Origin of the sequence: Zunongwangia pacifica, from assembly GCF_023499215.1 — a bacterium.
Lineage (GTDB): Bacteria > Bacteroidota > Bacteroidia > Flavobacteriales > Flavobacteriaceae > Zunongwangia > Zunongwangia pacifica.
Genome location: NZ_JAKHSK010000007.1, coordinates 120323 through 142923 on the forward strand (window position 1 = coordinate 120323; position 22601 = coordinate 142923).

The window sequence follows — 22601 nt, forward strand, 5'->3', positions numbered from 1 at the left end:
ATGACTGCAATAATCGAGATGAAATACTCCGTTCCCCCTTCCGAAATAAAAATAATTTTCTAATAAATGCCTCATGGACTTGTCTCGGGATAGTTTACTAATCATCGAATCTTGAAACTAATTATGCATGCATAACAAATATTCGTAATTTAGCTTTTCTTAAAAATGAAAAGGAGAGTTATGTATACCAAAGAATTTGAAATACGTTGGAGTGATATCGATGCCAACCGACACTTAGCCAACACGGCTTACATTAATTTTATGAGTCACACCAGAATGGGGTTTTTAATGGAGAATGGTTTTGGCCAGAAAGATCTGGCAAAACATAATCTGGGCCCGGTGGTGTTTTATGAACACGTGTATTATTTTAGAGAAGTTTTTGCGGGAGAGCCGGTTAAAGTAAGCCTGGAATTAAAAGGGCTTTCTGAAGACGGAATGTATTTTGAATTTGTACATAATTTTTATGACAGCAAAGGAAGAAATTTTGCCAGCTGCGAAATGATGGGCGGTTGGATCGATCTGAAAGCAAGAAAGCTAACAGGTTTACCTTCAGAAATGATTGCAAATCTAAATAGCCTGCCCCATACAGAGGATTTTAAAAAGCTGACTAAAGAAGACACCAGAAAACACGGTAGAAAACCAAAGGATATCGATCCCGAGTTGCTAAAATAAAGCAAGCTAAAATTGTCGATTTTCGACTTCTATTTTTAGAAACCCGGTTATGCCCGGGTTTTTGTTTTCTTCACACTTACCAGGTAAACGCCTACAAAAACCAGTAATCCGGCAGCCACTTTTATCGTGGTTAATTGATCGGCACCCACTAAAATAGCATAAATAATAGCGATTAAGGGTTGTAAATACATGAATACACTTATCGTTGAAGCCGATAATTGTTTTAGCGCATAAATGTTTAGCAGGTAGGTAGAAAATGTGGTTCCGGCAACCACAAAAGCCATTCTCCAAATGGCATCGAAAGGTAAATGAAACCAGTCTACCGCAACAAATTCAGAATAAGTAACCGGTAAATTTAGAAAAACACCCATTAAGAAAAGCCATTTCATCAGGGTGATGGCGTGGTATTTTTTAGTGAGTGGTTTTACGATCACCAGGTAAAATCCGTACGAAAAAGCATTAACGATAAACATCAAATTGCCTAGCGGAATATTGGGTGCATTGGTCACACTATCGGTACTAAAAAGCACCAAAGCTAAAGCTCCCGATAAACCAAAGGCAATCCCAACTCCTTTTATTAAAGTGATTTTTTCCTTTAAGATGATCGATGCCAGAATAAGCACCATAACTGGCGAAAGGGTAATAATTACCGAGCTGTTAATGGGGGTGGAAAGACTTAACCCCTTAAAAAAGAAAAGCATGTTAATGCACATGCCAAAGATGGCGCAGCAAAGCATCCTGGGCCAGTCTTTTTTATCGATTTTTTCTTTGGGGGCAAACGGACTTAAAAGCCAGAATAAAATAGCCGCTCCTAAAACGCGTAGCATAATAAACCCAAAAGCTTCGATATGCGCAGGCATAACACCTTTGGCAATCGTATGATTTAAACCATAAATGGTACTGGCGCCGGTAGCGGCAAGGATGGCCAGCAAACGTTTATCCATGGATAGATGCTTTAGCAGCAGCTACGTTCTTTTTAGCATTGCCAATAAATATCTCTTGATCGTTAATGATTACGGGACGTTTTAAAAAGGTATAATGTTCTAAGATTAAAGCTTTATAGTCTTCTTCGCTAAGCGCCTTGTTTTTAAGATCACGCTCTTTGTAAAGCCGTGCTCTTTTGCTAAAAAGCGACTCGTAACTACCTGACAGCTTGTGCATTTCTTCAATTTGCTTTTCGGTAATTTCATTGGTTTTGATATCCTGAAGTTCAAAATCAGCCGGAGCCTCGATTTCGTTTAGAATGCGTTTGCAGGTATCGCAGGTAGAAAGGTAATAGATCTTTTTCATTTCATTTTCGGTTTAAGATTGCAAAGAAAAAACTTTAAAAAACTCCCTGCAATTTATTCGGTTTCTGAAAAATCTATTTTTAAATATTCTGAAACTTCATCCAAATCATATTCGTATGTTTTCTGTCCTTCAACATAGGCAGCGATCTCGTATGGATTGTAAGTGAGGATAAGTTTATCTTCTCTAAAGCCAATATTTGCAGGAAGATGAAATTCGTCGTTTTCAAAGAACATTCCCGTGCTGTTAATATTCGCGTCTTGAGGAATATCTTCTTTGTGTCTAAAATCTTTTTCTACAAAATCTTTAAAAGCTGCCGTAAAAAGATCGTCGTGCGTATATACGCTCCCGGTTTCAGGATTAAAATTCATATAGGTATTACTTCCGTAGCCATGGGCACCACCGGTAAAGGTGTAAGAATTAAAATCGATACTCAGCAATTTTGGATGTTCCCAGGTAATTTCAGCAAAAACAGTCGCCTCCCATGGGATATCGGTATCGGGAAAATCTTCACGAGAAGAAGCGTAGTTTGCAATAAAACCATTCACCATTTCTTCCATGGTTTCAGGATTATGATCTGGATTAAAACCTGAAACGATATCGATAATATGTTGTTCTATAGAATCATTTATTTTTTTGGCAACAGCCTCTTTTCCTTTGGCTACCGGGTAATTTAGATTGATAAAGGTACAGTTTCCTTTTTCTGGATTACATTTTTCGTAAGCTTTTTCTATGTTATAATTGGTGAAAGTAAGTGTTTCTTTTTTCTCTTCTTCACAGGCGTACAGCATCAGGCTGGCAAGCAGCACTAAAAGAAATTTTTTCAAAATGGTTTTCGGATTTTTAGGTTATTGTTTTGCTAAAGTACGTAGCAATTTTGGCATTGCCAATGCGAAGCTTATTTTTGCTTATAAGATTTTTTGAAATTAACTAAAATCAGTATTTAGGCTGTTTTTCAGCCTGATAATATACCTAATAACCAGTTATGAAATTTAATACCAAAACGATACACGGCGGCCAGGAAAATGTAGATCCTGCTTATAATGCGGTGATGCCACCCATCTATCAAACCAGTACTTACGCGCAAAGCACGCCGGGAGGACATAAAGGTTTTGAATATTCCAGAAGTGGGAATCCAACCCGTACGGCTTTAGAGCGTTCTCTGGCCAGTATCGAAAATGGTGAATTTGGGATGGCTTTTGGTTCTGGACTTGCAGCGATCGATGCGGTGATGAAATTGTTTAAACCAGGAGACGAAATAGTAAGTACCAACGATCTTTATGGTGGTTCTTATCGTTTGTTCACCTCGATATTCGAAAATCTTGGCATTAAATTTCATTTTATCGGTATGCAGGAAGCCGAGAATATCGAAACCTATATTAATGAAAATACAAAGCTGATTTGGGTAGAAACACCAACGAACCCAATGATGAATATTATCGATATTGAAGCTGCTGCTAAAATTGCTAAAAAGCATCAAATTTTATTAGCGGTAGATAACACTTTTGCAACGCCCTATTTACAGCAGCCTTTAGATCTGGGAGCCGATATTGTAATGCATAGCGCTACAAAATATTTGGGTGGACATAGCGATGTCGTAATGGGCGGACTTGTGGTAAAAGATAAAGAGCTTGCCGATAAACTATATTTTATACAAAATGCCAGTGGTGGTGTTTGTGGGCCACAGGACAGCTTTTTGGTATTGCGAGGCATTAAAACTTTACATCTTAGAATGCAGCGCCATTGTGAAAATGGAGAAAAAGTAGCTCGATTCTTAAAAGAACATCCGGCAGTGGCAAAAGTAAACTGGCCGGGTTTTGAAGATCATCCTAACCATGATATTGCCAAAAAGCAAATGAAAGGTTTCGGCGGAATGATCTCTTTTTCTACTACGGAAGGAACTGCTGAAAGTGCTGTGAGAATTCTAGAAAATCTGAAAGTTTTTACGTTAGCGGAATCTTTAGGAGGTGTAGAATCTTTAGCGGGACATCCTGCGAGTATGACGCATGCCTCTATCCCAAAAGAAGAGCGCGAAAAAACCGGAGTGGTGGATAGTTTAATTCGTTTAAGTGTAGGGATTGAAGATGGTGATGATTTAGTGGAAGATTTAAAACAGGCGTTGGGTTAGATTTTAGACCGCTGCGCTGTGAGATATTAGAATTATAGACTAAAGAAGCAAGGTCAAGATTATTTAGTTTTAATTTGATATTAAAATAAACGAGGGCTGAAATTCGATAATTTCAGCCCTCGTTTTCTAGATATATATTCTAGAAGCAAAGCGATCTAAATTCTATATTAAATCACTTTGCCCAATGCCCAGATGAGTCGTTTTACTTCTTCCTCGGTATTGTAATGCACTAAGCTGATACGCACCACACCATTTTTTTCGGTTAAGCCAAAATTTTCTACTAATTTTTTAGCGTAGAAATCACCAAACCGAATTCCGATTCGATAATTGTCAATTTGTTCTACGATTTCATTGCTTTTTAAGTCTTCATGAACAAAAGAAATAGTGGGTACTCTTTTAGAAGCATCGGCTTCAGGGTTTCCTATAATCTTTACTTTGGGATGTTCATTTAAAAAATCAAGAAGCCTTTTTGCCAGTTTTTGCTCATGTTTGGCGATAACTTCATAAGATTTTTTCAGCATTAAAACGGAATCATCTTTATCTTCCGTGAAGTGTTGTTTATAAAATTCCTGAAAGTATTCAGTAATCCCTAAAAGACTGTAGGTAAGCTCAAAATTGAAGTTTCCCGGTTGAAATTTATATGGAATATTATCCTTTTTGAAGAAATAGTGGTTAATTCCATCCATTTCTAAAAGCAAATCGTACTTACCATACATCAACGCTAAGTGCGGGCCGTAGGTTTTATACCAGCTAAACGTGTAAAAATCGACATCCAGCTCCTGTACGTTAATCTGGCGATGCGGAGCGTAAGCCACACCGTCTACACATATAAGGGAGCCATTTTGATGTGCAATTTCAGCAATTTCTTTAATAGGGTTTATCGTTCCTAAAATATTAGAGCAATGCGTAACAGCGACAAGTTTGGTTTTTTTAGAAAGTAATTTTTTAAGCTCAGAAATTTCCAGTTCCATAGTATCTGGATTGGCTTTCCAGATCTTCACTTTTATTCCCTTTTCTTCAAGATCGGTCCACGGTGAGACATTGGCTTCATGATCGGTATTGGTAACAATAACTTCATCACCTTCCTTCCATTGCCGGCTAATAGACAAACTTAAGATTCTAAAAAGCATACTGGAGGAAGGGCCAATAATCACTTCCTCAGTTCGGTTGGCATTTATAAATTTTGCGAGTTGTTTATTGGCCCACGCCAGTTTTTCTCCAGCTTCTTTACTAATTTTATAAGAGGCGCCAAGTTGTACGTTATGATGAATTAAATAGCCATTAATTCGCTGAATAACTTTTCCCAATACCTGTGAGCCTCCCGCATTATCCATAAATATGAAATCTTTATCGAGTGCCGGGAACTGTTTTCTAACAAACTCTATATCCATAAAATCTATTTATTTAGGAGGCTTTTATTAAATAATTTGAGTATTCGGCTATATTCATCTGTCCAGCTACTTGGTTCTACAAAACCATGATCTTCTACAGGATAAATAGCCATTTCCCAGTTATGTTTGCCCAGTTCGATTAAACGTTGGGAAAGCCTTACCACATCCTGAAAATGGACATTTACATCGACCATACCGTGGGCAATCAATAGATCTCCTTCTAAACCTTCAGCAAAATAAATTGGGGAAGATCTGCGATAGGCAATAGGATCGTTTGCCGGCTCATTAAGAATGTTTGAAGTATATCCATGGTTGTAATGTGACCAGTCGGTTACCGATCTTAATGCAGCGCCAGCAGCAAAAGTATCTGGCTCGGTAAACATAGCCATTAAGGTAATAAATCCGCCGTAACTGCCACCATAAATCCCAATTTTATCGGGATTAATACCATGTTTTTCAATCAGGTATTTTACACCGTCTACCTGATCAGATAAATCCTTGCCGCCCATGTGACGATAAATCCCGGTTCGCCAGTCGCGGCCATAACCGGCGCTTCCGCGGTAATCGATATCAATAACGGTATATCCTAAATCGGTTAATAAATTATGGAACATGTATTCCCTAAAATACGAAGACCACCACTGGTGTACATTTTGTAAATAACCTGCACCATGTACAAAAACAACGGCAGCATCGTTTTTAGTTTCTTTGCTTGGCGTATATAATCTTGCGGGCACCATAGCGCCATCTTTAGCCTCAAATTTTATAAGTTCGGGTACTCTCCAGTTGTAACTGGCAAATGCTTCAGATTGTCCGTTGGTTAATTGCTTCGCTTCTCCTCTGCCTGTTTTCTTAAGGTAAAGTTCCCATGGCTTATTGCTATAAGAATAGTAGATTGCCATATATTTTTCGTCTGGTGAAAGATACACCTGGTTGTTACCGGTCATATTGGTAAGCTTTTCCATTTTTCCACCCATTACCGGCATTTTATAAAAATGTCGAACATCGGGACCTTCTTCAGAAGTAGTTAAATACCAGTATTTTTTATTGTTTGATAACTCGGGATCAAAAACTTCATATTCTCCCGGAGTAAGATCTTTTTTATTGCCATTATCAACATTCAGTACATATAAATGAGAATATCCTGTAGCTTCAGATTGAAAGTAAATATGCTTGTTATCGGGTAACCATCCAATCGTGCCACCGCCAAAAGACCAGCCCAACCCCGGCCCGGCAATCCAGGCTTCGTCACGTTGCCGATCTAAAGTAGTAAGGCTTCCATCTTCAAGATTAAGCTTTGCGATCCAACGATCTTTATTGTCTTTAGACCGAATGCTTACAATGGCTTTTTTGCCATTTTCAGAAAAATAGGCTGGGGAGGTAATTACTTCGCGAACTTCTTCTTTCCATTCTTTATCGGGATAATCTTTAACGTAATCGGGTAAGTCTTTAATTCCTTCAAGTGTTGCGGTATCTACCATAAAAACGGTATCTTTTGCGATATCATAAAGCGCAAGCTCCACTTCGGTTTTATCGTCACCTACTTTAGATCGTGCGGGTAGCTCTTTGGTATATCCAGACTGGTCTACATAATTAGGAACTTCGGTATTGTCGCTACGTTCTCTTTTAATTAAATTGAAGCTCACATATTTTCCGTTAGGTGAAATGCTAATTCCAGAAATTTGTTTGTCTCCGGCATAAAAAGCGTAATCTTCCTGTGGTGCAGTGCTTTCGCGATAAGCTTTAGAAGCTTTAGACTTTTCTTTACGCTGATTGACCACTTCTAAAAGATCAAGGTTCTCGTCCTGGATCCATTGATTTTTGTCGGAAAGTTTCTCTTCTTTTTCCTCTCGTTTTGTTCCTTTGTTAATATTGGTCAGTTTTATAATACTTCCTTTATCGAGATCGTAGATAAAAGCGTTATCATTTAAAATGAACGAAATTTTAGATTCATCGGTCATAAACTGAGGATCTATAATACGCTCTCCCAGATCGATCAGTTCTTTTTTAGATGCTTTCCTGATATTGTATAAAAACAGTTTCCCATTTTCGGTAAACAGCATTTCAGTTTTTTTGTCGTTATAATCCCCATATCGCGGAATCATATTTTCTTTCTCTTCTGTAGATACTTTTATGATTTTCGACTGGTTGGAAAGATTGATTTTGTATAGCGAATCATCGGGATCATTTTCCAGATTATATTGAAAGTAAATATTTTCACTCTCAATTCCCCAATGGATGCCAGAAGGAAAAGTTCCCATCCATTTGGGATCCTGCATGATTTTTTCAACAGAAAGGTCACTTTGCTGTGCCTGTAAGGGAATGCTGCTAAAAGCAATAAATAAAAGGATTGCTAAATTGCTAAAATGAAGCGTAAATTTTTTCATTTAGGTAGATATTGGATGTTGATTAGTGGTGAGATTTCTGTAAATCGAAAAAATAAAGCTTTCGAAACTAAATTCTCAAAAATGTAATCTTCAGCTTCCTGTAAGAAAAGCTTTAAAATTCGCACACAATATACTTAAAATCACTTTCCAATTCAAGAATAATAGGCGTTAAGCTATGTTTCCAGTAGAGAATATATTTATATTTGAGAGGTATATTTCACCAATTATTTAATCAAAATCCAATGAAAACTAAATTACAACTAGCTTTTGCATCTATTGCGCTGGCTGCGACGACCTCGTTTGCACAACAGCAGGATCCTATCGTACAGGAAATCGTTAAAGAAGCTACTGAAAATTCTCAATTAAAAAAGTTAGGTCATGAACTTTTAGACGTTATTGGACCAAGACTTGTAGGTTCACCGCAAATGGAACTGGCACACGACTGGGCTGTTAAAACCTATGCCGGCTGGGGAATTTCTGCCGAAAATCAGCAATGGGGTACCTGGAAAGGCTGGGAGCGTGGGATTACCCATATCGATCTTGTGGAGCCTCGCTTAAGGACTTTAGAGGGAAGACAGTTGGCATGGAGCCCATCAACCTCGAAAAAAGGAGTGACTGCTGAGGCTATAATTTTACCGGAAGCGAAAGACTCGGCCGATTTTCAATCTAAATTAAGTATGGTAAAAGGCAAGTTTGTGTTGATGTCTTTTAATGAGCCTACCGGTCGTCCCGATTATAACTGGGAAGAATGGGCGACAGAACAGTCTTTTGAAAAAATGAAAAAAGAACGTACTGAAGCTAAAAATGCGTGGAGAGCGCGGATGAAAGCTACCGGATATTCTTCCAGAGAGTTGCCTAAAATTTTAGAAAAGGCAGGAGCTGAGGGTATTATCACTTTAAACTGGTCTAGCGGTTTTGGAGTTAACAAAGTATTTTCTGCTTATACCGGTAACATCCCTACAGTAGATCTTTCTTTAGAGGATTATGGTTTAGTATTTCGTATGGCTGAAAATGGTAATAAACCAGAGCTTCATATCGTAGCGACTTCTAAAGATCTTGGTGAAGTACCTACATTTAATACTATCGCAAGCATTGAAGGTTCAGAAAAACCGAAAGAATATATTGTCCTTTCAGCGCATTTTGATAGCTGGGATGGCGGAACCGGAGCTACCGATAATGGTACCGGTACTTTAGTGATGATGGAGGCTATGCGTATTCTTAAAAAAGTGTATCCAAACCCAAAACGTACCATTATCGCCGGTCATTGGGGAAGTGAAGAGCAGGGGCTAAATGGTTCTCGTGCTTTTGTAAAAGATCACCCTGAAATTGTAGAAAACATCCAGGCAGTATTTAATCAGGATAACGGTACCGGTCGTGTTGTTAATCTTTCTGGAAACGGACTGGTACAGGCTTACGATTATTTAGGGGAATGGTTAGCTGCGGTGCCCGATAGTATTTCTAAACAGATTGAAACACATTTCCCAGGAATGCCAGGTAGGGGAGGATCTGATTATGCTTCTTTCCTTGCAGCCGGAGCACCAGCTTTTAATTTAAGTTCTTTAAGCTGGTCGTATTGGAACTATACCTGGCATACCAACCGTGATACTTACGATAAAATTGTTTGGGACGATGTGCAAAGCAATGCCATCCTTGCCGCGATCTTAGCTTATAAAGCAAGTGAGGATGCCGATAAATCTTCCAGAGAACAAAGAGTGCTTCCGTTAGACAGTAGAACCGGAGAGCAAATGACCTGGCCAGAGCCTAGGGATGCAACTCGTCGAGGAGGCTTGGATTAATCCTTTTAGGGTTTAATTTTTCCCCGATCTCAATGATCTATTGCGATCACGCTGACTAAAAAAATAAGCAGTTAAGAGTTTAAATCTTAGCTTTTAAACTTTTAGCTGCTTTTGTATATCCGCCATTGCCACCATCTACAAAGTGAATATGTTCGTGTGTGCTAATATCCCGTACATAACAAGACATAATACTTTCTTCGCTTACATGCATTCCGTAAGCTATTTTTCCTGAATTTTCAAGATTATCCAAATAGCCGGTAAGCGCTTCTCTTTGCTGAGGTGTTCCTGAAATTACAGTGTTAATCCGGCCATCGATAGTTAGGGTGTCGGTTAAAGCTACCAGTTTTTTAAGATAGTCTTTTCCGTTTTCTTTTTTCAGCCAGATATGTTTTCCATATTTTCCAATCATCCAGCTTTTTATCAAATAAGGGAGGTTAAATTTGCCTAATTTCGCCTTCATTTCAGCATTGATTTTGCGAAGATTTGCTTTCAGTTTTAATCGTTGTACCGTGATAGGCTTTCTACGATGGGGTGAACCATAAATATCGTCGATCGCCTGAAGCACTTCAGAAAAAATTTTATACGATGTAGTATCGTTTTTAGAAATCACGATCAGGCTAACCACTTCCTGACCTATTTTGGGTGGTTTTATTTTATCCCATTTACACTCCATGCCTTCAAGATCCAGTGGTTTATCGTCTGGTATAATTTCCTGTTCTGGGATTGTGTTTTTAATAAGATCTTCAGCATAATGCAAAGCATCTCCCAGGACAATAGGAATATTTAAATCTTCATTCACCTTAAGTTTAGCGATTTTAAGCTGAATGTTTTCCTGATAGATGGTTTTAACCGGAAGCGATCCCGTTTTAAGCTCTAATTCGAAGTTTTTAAAGGTGTTTATTTTATGCTTCTGAAGTGCATTAAGTGTTTTTAGTAAAATTTCTTTCGGAACAAGAGCAATAGCACCATCACCGCCAAAAAAGAACGGAATATTGATTTTCGCATTATAGGCAATATTAATCATGGCAATGACTGCTCCTGTAGCGATAAGATTAACCGAATGATGCTGACCTTTGGTAATAGCTTGGGTCGAATTTTTAATATCGGCAGCTACAATATGCCAGCTTTCAGGAACCTGATGAAAATGACCAATATCACCCACAAGCTTACTTACCGGGATATTTAAAGCCGGTAGGTTTTCATAAAAACCAGTATCGGGGTTAGTCATTTTTACCTCAGATTTTACAGATCGGTTATTTGATCTATTTCTTCGTCAGAAAGGTTTAATAATCCTGCTTTTGGGAGTCTGGTAATCATTTCCCGCCAGTTATCATCCTGTTCGAAGATTTGAGCAAAAACGGGTAAAGCTTCATCCAGTCGGTCACTATTTGCCATGGCTACGGCTTTCCAGAATTTCATTTCCAGATTGTCGGGAAACATTTCTTCCGCAGTGCCATATTCTTCCAGTGCCATGTCGATATCGCCTTTTTCTACGGCAAGATCACCTTTGTTCATATGTTCGTAAGCACGGGCCGTTTTTAGTAAGCGTTCTAATTCCAAGATTGGGTTTTGGTGATCGTCTACTCTTAAATCGATTTTCTTCTCTTCCCAGGGATTTTCTACTTTTTTAGGTCCTACGACAATAAGTGCAGCCGATTGTTTTCCGCGAATATCGCCCCCGGCACTTTGCGCAGCTTTTAAAACTTCAACCATTCGTTCGGCTAAAAGAAGATTTTCATTAGCTTTAAAAGCCTCGGCCATCGCAGGAACCACTTTATTGTTCAGCATCATATTGGCCTGTACAGAAAAATTGTCACCTTCGATATGCGAAGCAGCTTCTACACATAATTTCCCGGTATAGGCAGCGACATTCCCTTTAACATCAAGAAATGCAATTTGGCGGTAGTCACGGCCTTCATCCTGATCTACTAATTCTTTTAAAGCATCTTTTGCAGACATTCCGCTGCCCATCAATTTTAATCCGTTTGGCCCATACGCCGGATTTACAAAAGATTGTGTCGCTACAACGCCAACACCAGATTTACCCCAACTTACCAAAGAACCTACAGAAAACCAATGGCTTTGTACCGCAACGGCCATTTCACCGGTTCTGGGGTCTTTAGCTACTATAGAGAAGGTATGGGCAAAGGCTTCTTTATTGGTATTGGCATTTTGTCCTTGCACTTTTATCATAAAAAAACTAATTAAAATAAAGAGCGAAATTTTTTTCATGGGGATAGTATATAAATAAAAACTAGTTTAAATATACAATCTTGACAGAAGTTGTGGCTCGATTTTTTAAGATTTTACTCGATAATTGAGATAATGTTCCAGGTTTGATCCCAGGTGTTGATTAACATAAGGTATGGTGATAAGCTTATTCTTGAATTTTGAAATAGCTTTAATTTGATTTTATGGATATTCTTAGGTAAGTTTTAACGCGTATACAGTTTCTATAATAAAAACATTTTTATTTTTGTGTTGCCATATAAAAAAGGCCTCGTAGTTCAACGGATAGAATAGAAGTTTCCTAAACTTTAGATCCAGGTTCGATTCCTGGCGAGGCTACAAAAGGATGCTGTTTCAGTGTCCTTTTTTTATGTAGAGCATCTTATTTTTTACTTGATAATCGTGGAAATTGAATACTCAGAGAGTATGCTGAGGTAATTTACTTCTAATCAAAGAATATTTTCCATGTTTTTCAAATTCAATCTAAAAAAATTACCCCTCTCCGGTTTGAAAAAGGAGAGGGGTAATAAGTAAAATTTAGTAGCTTATGCTCTACTACTCCACCAAAGAAATGGTATAGGAATAGCGGTAGCTGTTATCTTCCAATCGGTATGGTCGATGTGGGTAACGTCCCCAGGAATCATCCCCGCCAAGACCACGTTGTTTAAGGTCGATATGTAAAAACACCTTGTCCTGAACCTTAATATCGGTAGGGTGGCGTTGCGCCTTGTGTTCCCCAGGATCCAGATCTTCTGTCGACACATTTAAGGCACTAAAGCCCAGTGGCTGTCCGCCAACGATCTTTACTCCGTTGCCCGTTTTATTTTTAAGCAGGATCCACCTGGTATCGGTTTTATAGCCGGCCTCCTGTGGACGGATATATTCCCAGGTAAACTGGTTTTCTACCTTATCATCATAAATCCCCATAAAAGCTGAGGTATTTCGATCGGAATAATTCTCCCACGGGCCACGGCCGTAATAGTCCAGATGGTCGTAGTCTCCCGGTAGGATCATCCGCATTCCAAAACGTGGAAGTTCGGGAAGGTCTTTCTTGCTATCTAAAATGGCGGTTACCTTGATATCCCCATTATGTTCAATAACATATTCCACAGTATAGGGTACATCCACACCAGCCAACTGATAGGTTACGGTAATTTGCTGCCCTGCTTTTGTTTTTCTGGCAACTTCAACATTCGTCACTTTGGCATTATGGGTGGCTTCTTTCCAGGCTTTTAGCTTTTGGGGCATGCCATTCCCAAAATCATTATCGGTGGGTGCCCTCCAAAAATAAGGTTGTGGGAATACCGATATTGGGGATCCTTCAGCTCCTTTTACATGGTAGGCTTCAAAGTTTCCGGTTTCAATATTAAAAATCCCTTCGATTTTTGCTGTTGAAAAAAGAAGCTGATCGCCTTTTGTTTTTACTTTTAGATTCCCTGTGGCATCAGCCCCCTCTTCAGCAAAAAATGTATTTTCACCTAGTTTAAACTGCTCCCTGGCAATCTCATGATTTGCAGGGACCATGGCTTTGGCTTTTTGGGTATAGGCATACACGCTTAAGAAATATTCCTTCTCCCCCAATGTTGGTAATGAAATACCTATCGCTTTGGTAGCATTGGGGGCAACAGCTACCGTGAATTCCCCGGTTTTTACAACTTCACCATCGCCCAGCAATTCCCATTTAAAATCGAAAGCCTCCAGATTGGTGAAATCGAATTTGTTGGTCAACAAAATAGAGTTTCCCTCCAGCTCAAATTTGATGTTCTGGTATACTTTTTTAACTTCTTCTAAAGCAGGATGTGGGGTACGGTCGGCACTTACCAGTCCGTTGGCATTAAAGTTTTGATCGTTTTGTAGCTTTTCTGCGCCAAGGTCGCCCCCGTAGGCCCAAAATTCTTTCCCATCTTCCGTTTTAGCACGCAGTCCCTGGTCGACCCAATCCCAGATAAAGCCGCCCTGCATGTGGTCACTGCTATCGATAATATCCCAGTATTCCTGGAAGTTCCCGTTACTGTTGCCCATGGCATGGGAGTATTCACACATAATAAAAGGGCGCTTTTTGCTATTATCTTCAGCATATTCCTTCATGTATTCCATACCGGGGTACATGGGACAAACAATATCGGTATTTCTATTTTCACCGGCCTGCTCAAACTGTACTTTTCTTGTGGTATCCCGTTTTTTGATCCAATCGTAGGCTTCGTAAAACACGGGGCCGTTCCCACTTTCGTTTCCTAAAGACCAGACGATAATTGAGGGATGGTTTTTATGGAATTCTACCATGCGTTGGATACGGTCCATATGCGTGGGTGCCCATGCTTCCAGATAGGCCGGGTGCTTGGATTTATCAAAATTCCCCTGCCATTCGGCGCCCATCCCATGGGTCTCGATATTGGCCTCGTCGACCACGTACATCCCGTATTCATCGGCAAGTTCGTAGATATAGGAATCGTGTGGGTAATGGCTCATCCTAATCGCATTGATATTGTTTTTTTGCATCACCTCGATATCCTTTCGCATCATTTCACGATCGGGTGTATGGCCTTTATCGGGATGGTGCTCATGTAAATTCACCCCGTTTACGGTAATGGGCTCCCCATTGACCATGAGCTGGGCATTTTTGATCTCGACTTCACGGAAACCCGTTTTTCCTGCAATGGCAGCCACCTCATTGCCCTTTTTATCCAATAAGCTGATGCTGTACTGATACAGGTTGGGAAATTCATTGCTCCATTTTTCAACCTTGGCAATGTTTTTACTGAAGTTTACTTTGGTAGCGTTTTTATCCAATGCTTTGGTTTCGGTATACACCTGCTTTCCGGAAGGGGCCGTTAAAACGAATCTTACTTTTGGCCTTTTGAGGCTGCCTTTATCAAATTCCTTGAGTGTTACGTCAACCTTTAATTCGCCATCCTGATAATTGTTGCTCAGTCCACTGGTGACAAAATAATCCCAAAGCGTGGTTTTGGGAACGGCCTGTAGGTACACATCCCGCTCTAAACCGCTTAAACGCCAGAAATCCTGATCTTCCAGATAGCTGCCGTCGTGCCAGCGGAATACCTGAACGGCCAAAAGGTTTTCCCCTTCTTTTAGCAGGGTGGTGATATCAAATTCTGCCGGGGTTTTAGAGGCTTTGGTCATCCCGGCTTCTTTACCGTTTACAAAAATCCTGGCATAGCCCGAGATGGAACCAAAACGAAGGATGATCTCGTGATCGTCCCAGGATTTAGGGATGGTAAATGTTCTGCGGTACGTCCCTACCGGATTGTAAATTTCTTCGTCCCCACCTTTGGTGTTGGTGTTGATGACTTCCCCGTCGGCTGTTTTTTCCTGGGAAGGGAACCCGATATAGGGTGGGTTTTTGGGATGGGGATAGGTGACATTGGTATAAATGGGAAGGTCGAAGCCTTCCAGCTCCCAATTGGATGGGACGGTGATATCGTCCCAACTACTGTCGTTTAATGATGCTGAATAAAAATCTTTGGGACGCTCACTGGGGTGCTGCACCACATGGAACTTCCAGGTGCCGTTAAGGCTTTGGTAGAAAGCTGATGCTGTGGGATCGTTTTGTAAGGCTTTTTTTGCTGAAGTGTAAAGCACAAAGTCACTACGGCCCTCAAGCTTATGGGCATCTACCTGGGTGGGATCTTCCCACTCGTTGTGCTGTGCATGGCCTGCCGTGATCAATAACAAGCACAGAAGGCGTAAAAAGGTCTTTTTCATAGTTCTATAGTATTCGATTTTCGGTGTTACATCGCTTTATATCGGTGGAATGCTTGAGATGTCTAAAAGAATCATCTTTTGCCATTTCTATAATATTTTAAAAAAGCTTATAGTCTTATCAATTTGAGAAGATTAATGTTGTTACTGATTTTTCTGTTAACAGAGCCTCGGCGCTATTCTCTACCAGTTCTAAATTTTTAGTACTGGAAGTAACATAGGATGATTTGGGAGTTAAAGTTTTTCCATCATTTGTAAATTGGAGTTGAACAGCTTTATCTAACGGATTTACAACCACTATGATATATTGTTGATCATCGGTAGAATTAAACCCCGAAACCAGAATTTCTTCAGGCAATTCGCCTTCTGTTTTCAACTGAATTCGTTGGGCTCCCGGTCTGATAAAACGGCTGTAATTCCCAAGAGTCCAAAGCATTTTACTATCCTGAAAATCCCCGTTTTTTTTATTTTTATCGGCATAAATTAGGCCGTCTTTATAATCATAGACCGATACTGCAGTCCACCAGTGCCAGGCAGAAGCATTTGCGATACTTAAATCATGATGTATAACTTTAGCCATGTATAAGGCTGAAGTGATGCCCAGATCTTTACCGTTTCCTTCGATTTCTCCATGATTATCCCCAAGGATACAATATTCAGACATCCAATATTTTAACTTCGGAAATTTTTGTAGGGATTGATGTAATTTATTCCGTTCTTCGATTAATTTAGATTCAGGAGAAGTGGTAAAGTAGCTATGTCCCGAAATCACATTGCTTAAATGTTCAAGATTACCAATATAGCCTTCAGAATTTCCATTGAAAAAATAATTGAGTTGTGAACCTCTTCCGGGTTTATTATCGTCTTCAAACAGATAGTTGATTTGCGCAGCTTCAGGAAGATCAATTTTGGTTGCTATATTGTTTTTAGTAAAAGTTTCATTAATACGTCTGGTGATTTGTGCGATCTCATCATTCCAAAAAGGGGTGCCTTCCTGGCCACCATCTGCCCAATCCCATTGTGGTTCATTAAAAGGACTTATAATATCTACAGTAAGACCTAGTTTCTCCATCCCTTTAATGCTATTGCTTAAATAGTCGGCGAATTTTTGATGGTTCGCCTCTGCTAAATTGGATTGTTCGCCACTTGTACTAAATGCTTTTTTATTTTGGGTGAAATTTACATGTGGACTATTTAAAAAGACCAGAAGTTGATCTACACCGTAATCTTTGGCCGCTTTTGCGAACCAAACCTGTCCCGCCTGACGTTGCCAGGAATAGGTGCCGTTAAGTTGTAAAAAGGAATCTGCTCTTCTCCACTCATCTTCGATGCCGCTATCAATTCCCTGTTGAGCACTTCCTGCTCCCAGGTTAAATCGCCATAAGGATAGCCCAATTCCTAAGGGATTATTATTTTCGTCTAGTTGCTGACTAAAAAGAAGTTCTGCTATTTTTTGTTTTTTTTGATCTGGCCAATTACCGATATGTTGGATGCTCCATGCATCAGATGCACCAAAATTGTCGATCGTCTGAAAGGTAATATCATCTTCAATAGCTATGGTTATGTCGTTATCTCCCTCTTCTTTTATAGGTTTGTTTTCTCCATTATTATTTTCTTGCAGACATGAAATGAAAAATAAAGGGAGCACAATTAGAAAAAAATAAGATTTAAAATTTTTTATCATCTGATGAGTGTAAAATGGTTATCTGTGAGATCTCTAAAAATGATGTTTCTCCTAATTTTGATGCTATGGAAATAGCATTAAATACATGTTCAAAATCTTGATTTTTATCCTTTATTAAAGGAATGGGTGTCCTGCCCTGATAGTTGTTGTGATACCTTGAAACTGTAAAAAAGATCTTTAATTTATACCTGGCGTACTTTCCTAAAGTTGTTTTGTTGGTGATGGAGATTTTGGTTAAATCCTGCCTGTTTTTAATTTTTCGGTGTAAACTTGAATTATTATTTATAGCTTAAATCTATGTTTTTAAAAAAGCAGGAAAGAAAAAACCATATTGCCAATTTGGCAATATGGTTTAGGCTATTAGTATCCTGGATTTTGTTCTATTTGATTATTTGAAGCTAATATTTCGCTTCTAGGAATAGGTAACCAGTAATTTCTTTCTTTAAAACTTTTTCCGTCAAGCGCCGTAAAAGTAGTGTACTTTAAATCGCCGTCTTTTTTAGTAATTCTCATTCCTAAGGCAGGCTGATTTTCCACCTCATCTGCGATCATCCATCTTCTTACATCGTAATATCTGTGCTCTTCGAATGCAAGCTCAATTCTTCTTTCATGACGAATTTTATCACGCATTTCACTTTGGCTAAGTCCGTTTTGTAAATTCGGCATACCCGCTCTAGAACGGATTAAGTTTACTGCATTATAAACCGTTTCATCAGGACCGGCAGCTTCATTTTTAGCTTCGGCGTAATTCAGTAAAATTTCTCCATATCTAATATAGATCCAATCTTGTGTACCAGCCACTCCCCATGGGTTAATAATAGGAAGATATTCATCGATAAACTTTCTCAGGTAGTATCCAGATTTACTGGTGTTCCAATTGGAATCGCCATCGGGACTATCTAAACCGCCAGGAACGAAGGTTTCAACTTCTCTTTCGCGATATTGAGCACCGTTATATAAAATGGTCTGGTAAAATCTTGGATCTCTATTTTCATAAGGCTGCTCGGCATGAGATTCATTATCCCAGTCAAATTCAGATCCATCTGCCATTTCATAGTCATCTACTAAGTTTTGTAATGGTACGTTACCTGCCCAACCACCATAGCCGTTAGGGCCATTGGCGATTTCAAGAGCGGTATGCAGGGCATTAAGATTATAGTATCGGGCAAAAATGATTTCATTATTCCCTGAAGATTCCAGAAAAAGCTTTTGGTAATCTGAATACAGGCTGTAGATCCCCAGATCCATAACCTCCTGAGCGGCATTGGCGGCATCAGCCCATTTTTGAGGATCATTGGTGTTGTTATTGTATAATGGACTAGCCGCATATAGTAATAATCTGGCTTTAAGAGCCATGGCCGCACCTTTTGTAGCTCTACCTTCTTGCCAGGTATTAGAATGATTTTCAGGTAGGCCGTTAATGGCTTCATTTAATTCGTTTATGGTGTAGGTTAAACCTTCTGATATCGAGCTTTTCTCGAATAAACTAGGATCGGTTAAATCGTCACCAAGTGCTACCACGCGATCTCCCATAAGCACTACTTTACCGTAATTTCTAATAAGATCATGATATCTATATGCCCTGATAAATTTTAATTCAGCCGTAAGGACTTCTTTTTTAGCGTCACTCATATTTAAATTTTCGATATTGGTAAGGGCATAATTCACCTCCCTGATACTACGGTAGCTACGTCCCCAGATTGTTCCTGCAATACCGGTATTTTCAGGGGCTAACTGTCCCTGTTGAATGAACCAGGTATTATCGTCATTGTTATAAATAGACTCATCAGTCAAAGAACTCCACATTGCATATTCAAAGCCTCTTCCAAATCCGGGACGACTTCCGTCACCTTCTTTATCGGTAAGGCGCTCTCCCAGGTACCGGTTAATCACGTAGGCTTCAAATAGGGTAGAATCATTAAGTACGGCCGTATCAGAAACACGATCTGTTGGTGTAACCTCTAAATAATCGTCTTGACATCCTATCAGAATAAAGCTTCCTAATAGGGAGAATAAGAATATTTTTGTATTTAGTATATTAAATTTCATAATTCCTTTTTTAAAACTGAACATTGATTCCAAGATTAATAATCTTTTGTTGTGGATAGAACTGTCCACTTTCGCTACTACCTTCCGGATCAAAATCATCGACATCTGTAAAAGTGAAAAGATTAAATGCGCTGGCATAAATTCTGGCATTACCTATAGCTAGTTTATCAGTCCAAGTTGCTGGAACGGTATATCCTAATTGAACATTTTTAAGACGCACAAAGGCTGTATTTCGAAGCCAAAAATCGTTTTTGAACCTTCCACCGCTTACTGCCGATGAAGATCGTTCACTTACTCTTGGGTAACTTCCCTGTGGAGTATCCGGAGACCATCTGTTATCGGCCCAACTGCTATAAAAGTTACCAACAGTTCCAGATTCTGGGAGCACATATTGTCTTACCTGGCCCTGACCAGCGAATACTGCTGAAAAATCGAAATTTTTATAAGAGGCGTCTAACACAAGACCAAAAGTTATCTGAGGGATATTTCCATATTTACTTCTGTACATATCATCTGGAGTGATTTCTCCATCATTATTAAGATCTTCATAAATTAAGTCCCCTAAGCTTGCTCCCTCAACATGTGGGTAGTTATCCAGATCTTCTTGTGTTCTATAAATTCCTATAGCCTTGTATAACAGATAGGTGTTAAGAGGGCCTCCTGTTTGTTTTTGGTAATCCAAAACTCCTGGAGCCTCATCAATAAAACCAATCTCGTTCTTTGCATAAGTGAAGTTTCCCTGTACTCCAAAGTTAAAATCCCCTTCTCCTTTAAAGTCGTAACCTAAACTAGCTTCAAACCCATGGCTTTTTACTTCTCCAATATTTTCAGATGGAACTAATGGGTCGTTGTCTTCTGTCGGGTATGGATTTACAATTCCGGTAGTTCCCGGGATTGATGCATTCCTGTTGATAAGGATATCTTTACGATCCTGGCTAAAGTAAATGACTTCGGTGTTAAAATGATCCAGCCATTTAAAATTCACTCCGATGTCGGTTTTTTGCGCTACTTCCCAGGTAATATTTGGGTTGGCAAGTCTTATAAGATCGATACCTGTAACCACTTTTCCTCCAATTACATAGTTGTTATTGATGGCATAGTTGTCGAAATATTGAAATTGACCTACATTATCATTCCCCAAAACACCGTAAGATGCTCTAATTTTAAGGTCATCAAAGAAATCTACGTTAAACCAGTCTTCCTGTGTAATTCGGTAACCGGCAGATATAGAAGGGAATACACCGTATCTATTCCCTTTAGGAAATATCGAAGATCCATCTACCCTCATTTGAAATTCAGCAAGGTATTTTTCGCTATAATTATAAGCTATTCTGGAAAGGAAACTCTCTCTGGTGAAATTATAGCTGCTACCATAATTATCTTTGTCGGTTGCTGCGCCACCGCCCTGAGAAAGCTCAGGAGTTTGGGACGTTGGATAGTGAATTCTGGAGGCTCCTAAAGTATGCTCTTTATTTTCACTTCTTTCGTAACCTATAAAAGCATCGATATTATGATTATCGAACCTTCGCTTAAAGTTAAGTTTAATATTACCAACGGTCTTAGATTGATTAAAATGTTCTTCTTCTAAAGAAGCTTGTTGGTCTGAGCCACCAACAACAATAGGATTGTACTGGTCTTTGTTCCTATTGTATTTGTAAAGCGTGTATGGCGTTTTAAAGTTTTTAGTTCTACTGGATAATTCATCTACAGAAAAGAAACCATCTATAGATAAACCATCAAGAAACGGCAATTCGTATTTAGCTTTAAGGATTCCGTTAAACACATATTTAGGTTGATTATTTACTCCTCCTACAGCAGTAGCCATAATTACAGGGTTTGCATTTTCTATACCGGTAGAGGGATACCCATTGGGATATATTGCGGCTACGGTTGGGTAGGCTCTATATATAGATCTGAAAATATTGCCTGCACTTTCAGTGGCAAATTGCCTGTCTTCTTTTCTTCCAGATAACGAAAGACCAACGCTTAATCGGTCAGAAATATCAACATCTAGATTCGATCGAACATTATATTGGTCGTATTGGGTAGCACCATTTTTATATAAACCTTCCTGCGATGTTTTACCTAAAGAAAAGAAATAATTAACCTTCTCTGATCCTCCAGATACATTAAGGTTATGTTGGGTTTGAGTGGCATAATCTCTAAGCGCCTCGTTTGCCCAATCGGTATTTGGGTAATTTAAAGGGTCACTGCCATTAGCAAACAGGTTTATTTCTTCGGGAGAATAAATTTGATTCAATCCATCATTAGGACTGTTGTAATAAGCGATTTCATTTCGTATCTGAGCGTAGGTCGATGCATCGGCCATATCGGGTAGACGGGTAGGTGAGGAAAATCCAACATCGAACTTATAAGATACCGATGGGGCTGAATTTGTTTTTCCTCTCTTTGTAGTCACGAGAATAACACCATTGGCAGCACGGCTACCGTAAATTGCGGCAGAAGCATCTTTAAGCACTGTAACACTTTCAATGTCTTGCGGAGAAAGTCTTGAGAGACCTCCAACCTGGCCCGGTACTCCGTCAACCACTACTAAAACATCGTTGTTACCGGTTGTTGCTAATCCACGAATACTGATGCTGGAATCGTCATATCCTGGTTCACCACCACGGTTATTTGCGATTACTCCCGAAATCCTTCCTGAAAAGGAATTGGAAAGGTTAGGCTGAGGACTTTTTACAAGGTCACCGCCTTCTACTTCAGAAACCGACCCCGTAAGGGTGGCTCTTTTTTGTCCTCCATATCCTACTACAACCACTTCATTAAGTGCTTCAGTATCATTTTCTAATGTTACAGAGAATGATTTTTGATCTCCAACTTCAATCTCCTTGGTTTTAAAACTTACAAAAGAAACTACGAGTATGGCATTTTCAGGATCATTTACTTCTAAAGAGAAATTTCCATCCATGTCGGTTACGGTTCCGTTTGATGTGTTTTTTACCACTACTGTGGCTCCTGGTAAGGGAATACCAACTTCATCAAATACCTGCCCTTTAATCTCAATTTGTTGGGCTAAAACCGTAGAACTTGCCAACAGTAAGACCAACAATATGTTGCACCTGGATTTTCCCAGGTTTAGTAAAAATTTAAACATGTACTGTAATTTTAGTTAATTGTTAAATAAAAGTTAGCTTTGCGCGAAAAGATTAGTTGAAAACGATTTCGCTTCATTTTGTTGTTACAATTTTCCTAAAATTAGCAGGATTATATGGGGTAGTAATTGACTTAAAGCAAGGC

The 22601-nt window shown here is 39.2% G+C and carries 14 protein-coding genes and 1 tRNA gene; 4 read left to right on the plus strand and 11 right to left on the minus strand.

Features of this window, described 5'->3' with window-relative positions; all coding sequences use genetic code 11:
- Window positions 1–180: 180 nt before the first annotated feature.
- Complete coding sequence (locus L1967_RS06785; RefSeq protein ID WP_249601010.1) at window positions 181–672, plus strand: acyl-CoA thioesterase; 492 nt, start codon at window positions 181–183, stop codon at window positions 670–672.
- 47 nt (window positions 673–719) lie between these two features.
- Here L1967_RS06785 and L1967_RS06790 read toward each other — a convergent pair whose 3' ends face one another.
- The 3 genes from L1967_RS06790 to L1967_RS06800 are packed head-to-tail and all read right to left on the minus strand — an operon-like array spanning window position 720 to window position 2786.
- The gene (locus tag L1967_RS06790; protein ID WP_249600974.1) at window positions 720–1616 is read right to left on the minus strand and encodes a DMT family transporter; all 897 of its coding nucleotides are present in this window, start codon (window positions 1614–1616) and stop codon (window positions 720–722) included.
- On the minus strand, window positions 1609–1962 hold the full coding sequence (locus L1967_RS06795; protein WP_249600975.1) for an arsenate reductase family protein: 354 nt from the start codon (window positions 1960–1962) through the stop codon (window positions 1609–1611). Before L1967_RS06795 ends, L1967_RS06790 begins: the two co-directional genes overlap by 8 nt.
- A 53-nt stretch (window positions 1963–2015) precedes the next feature.
- Window positions 2016–2786 carry a DUF3298 and DUF4163 domain-containing protein gene (locus L1967_RS06800; protein ID WP_249600976.1) on the minus strand — a complete coding sequence of 257 codons (771 nt, stop codon included), beginning with the start codon at window positions 2784–2786 and terminating at the stop codon, window positions 2016–2018.
- 158 nt (window positions 2787–2944) lie between these two features.
- On the opposite strand from L1967_RS06800, the gene L1967_RS06805 reads away from it, so the two are divergent.
- A complete protein-coding gene (locus L1967_RS06805) occupies window positions 2945–4087 on the plus strand; it encodes a cystathionine gamma-synthase (protein WP_249600977.1) in 1143 nt (380 codons plus the stop codon).
- A gap of 167 nt (window positions 4088–4254) precedes the next feature.
- Here L1967_RS06805 and L1967_RS06810 read toward each other — a convergent pair whose 3' ends face one another.
- Together L1967_RS06810 and L1967_RS06815 are read right to left on the minus strand one after the other, a co-directional pair.
- Window positions 4255–5478, minus strand: a complete 1224-nt coding sequence (locus L1967_RS06810) for a cysteine desulfurase-like protein (RefSeq protein ID WP_249600978.1) — start codon at window positions 5476–5478, stop codon at window positions 4255–4257.
- A gap of 5 nt (window positions 5479–5483) precedes the next feature.
- Window positions 5484–7865: a S9 family peptidase gene (locus tag L1967_RS06815; protein WP_249600979.1), complete on the minus strand. Its 2382-nt coding sequence runs from the start codon at window positions 7863–7865 to the stop codon at window positions 5484–5486.
- A gap of 242 nt (window positions 7866–8107) precedes the next feature.
- Between L1967_RS06815 and L1967_RS06820 the strand changes: the two genes are divergently transcribed.
- The gene (locus L1967_RS06820) at window positions 8108–9661 is read left to right on the plus strand and encodes a M20/M25/M40 family metallo-hydrolase (protein WP_249600980.1); all 1554 of its coding nucleotides are present in this window, start codon (window positions 8108–8110) and stop codon (window positions 9659–9661) included.
- Window positions 9662–9740: 79 nt separating this feature from the next.
- Here the strand turns inward: L1967_RS06820 and L1967_RS06825 are convergent, their stop codons facing one another.
- Both L1967_RS06825 and L1967_RS06830 read right to left on the minus strand, forming a co-directional pair.
- Window positions 9741–10889 (minus strand): DUF3095 family protein, encoded by a 1149-nt coding sequence (locus L1967_RS06825; RefSeq protein WP_249600981.1) that lies wholly within the window; start codon window positions 10887–10889, stop codon window positions 9741–9743.
- 14 nt (window positions 10890–10903) lie between these two features.
- Window positions 10904–11854 (minus strand): DUF1028 domain-containing protein, encoded by a 951-nt coding sequence (locus L1967_RS06830; RefSeq protein WP_249600982.1) that lies wholly within the window; start codon window positions 11852–11854, stop codon window positions 10904–10906.
- 303 nt (window positions 11855–12157) lie between these two features.
- Here L1967_RS06830 and L1967_RS06835 point away from each other — a divergent pair.
- Window positions 12158–12229, plus strand: a tRNA-Arg gene (locus tag L1967_RS06835).
- A 216-nt stretch (window positions 12230–12445) separates the two neighbouring features.
- On the opposite strand, the gene lacZ is transcribed toward L1967_RS06835, so the two are convergent.
- The 4 genes from lacZ to L1967_RS06855 form a co-directional block, all read right to left on the minus strand.
- Complete coding sequence (gene lacZ, locus L1967_RS06840) at window positions 12446–15613, minus strand: beta-galactosidase, LacZ type (protein ID WP_249600983.1); 3168 nt, start codon at window positions 15611–15613, stop codon at window positions 12446–12448.
- A gap of 118 nt (window positions 15614–15731) precedes the next feature.
- Window positions 15732–17258 carry a glycoside hydrolase gene (locus L1967_RS06845; protein WP_249600984.1) on the minus strand — a complete coding sequence of 509 codons (1527 nt, stop codon included), beginning with the start codon at window positions 17256–17258 and terminating at the stop codon, window positions 15732–15734.
- A 396-nt stretch (window positions 17259–17654) separates the two neighbouring features.
- Window positions 17655–19343 (minus strand): RagB/SusD family nutrient uptake outer membrane protein, encoded by a 1689-nt coding sequence (locus tag L1967_RS06850; RefSeq protein WP_249600985.1) that lies wholly within the window; start codon window positions 19341–19343, stop codon window positions 17655–17657.
- Between the two features lie 10 nt (window positions 19344–19353).
- A complete protein-coding gene (locus L1967_RS06855) occupies window positions 19354–22458 on the minus strand; it encodes a SusC/RagA family TonB-linked outer membrane protein (protein WP_249600986.1) in 3105 nt (1034 codons plus the stop codon).
- Between the last annotated feature and the right edge of the window lie 143 nt (window positions 22459–22601).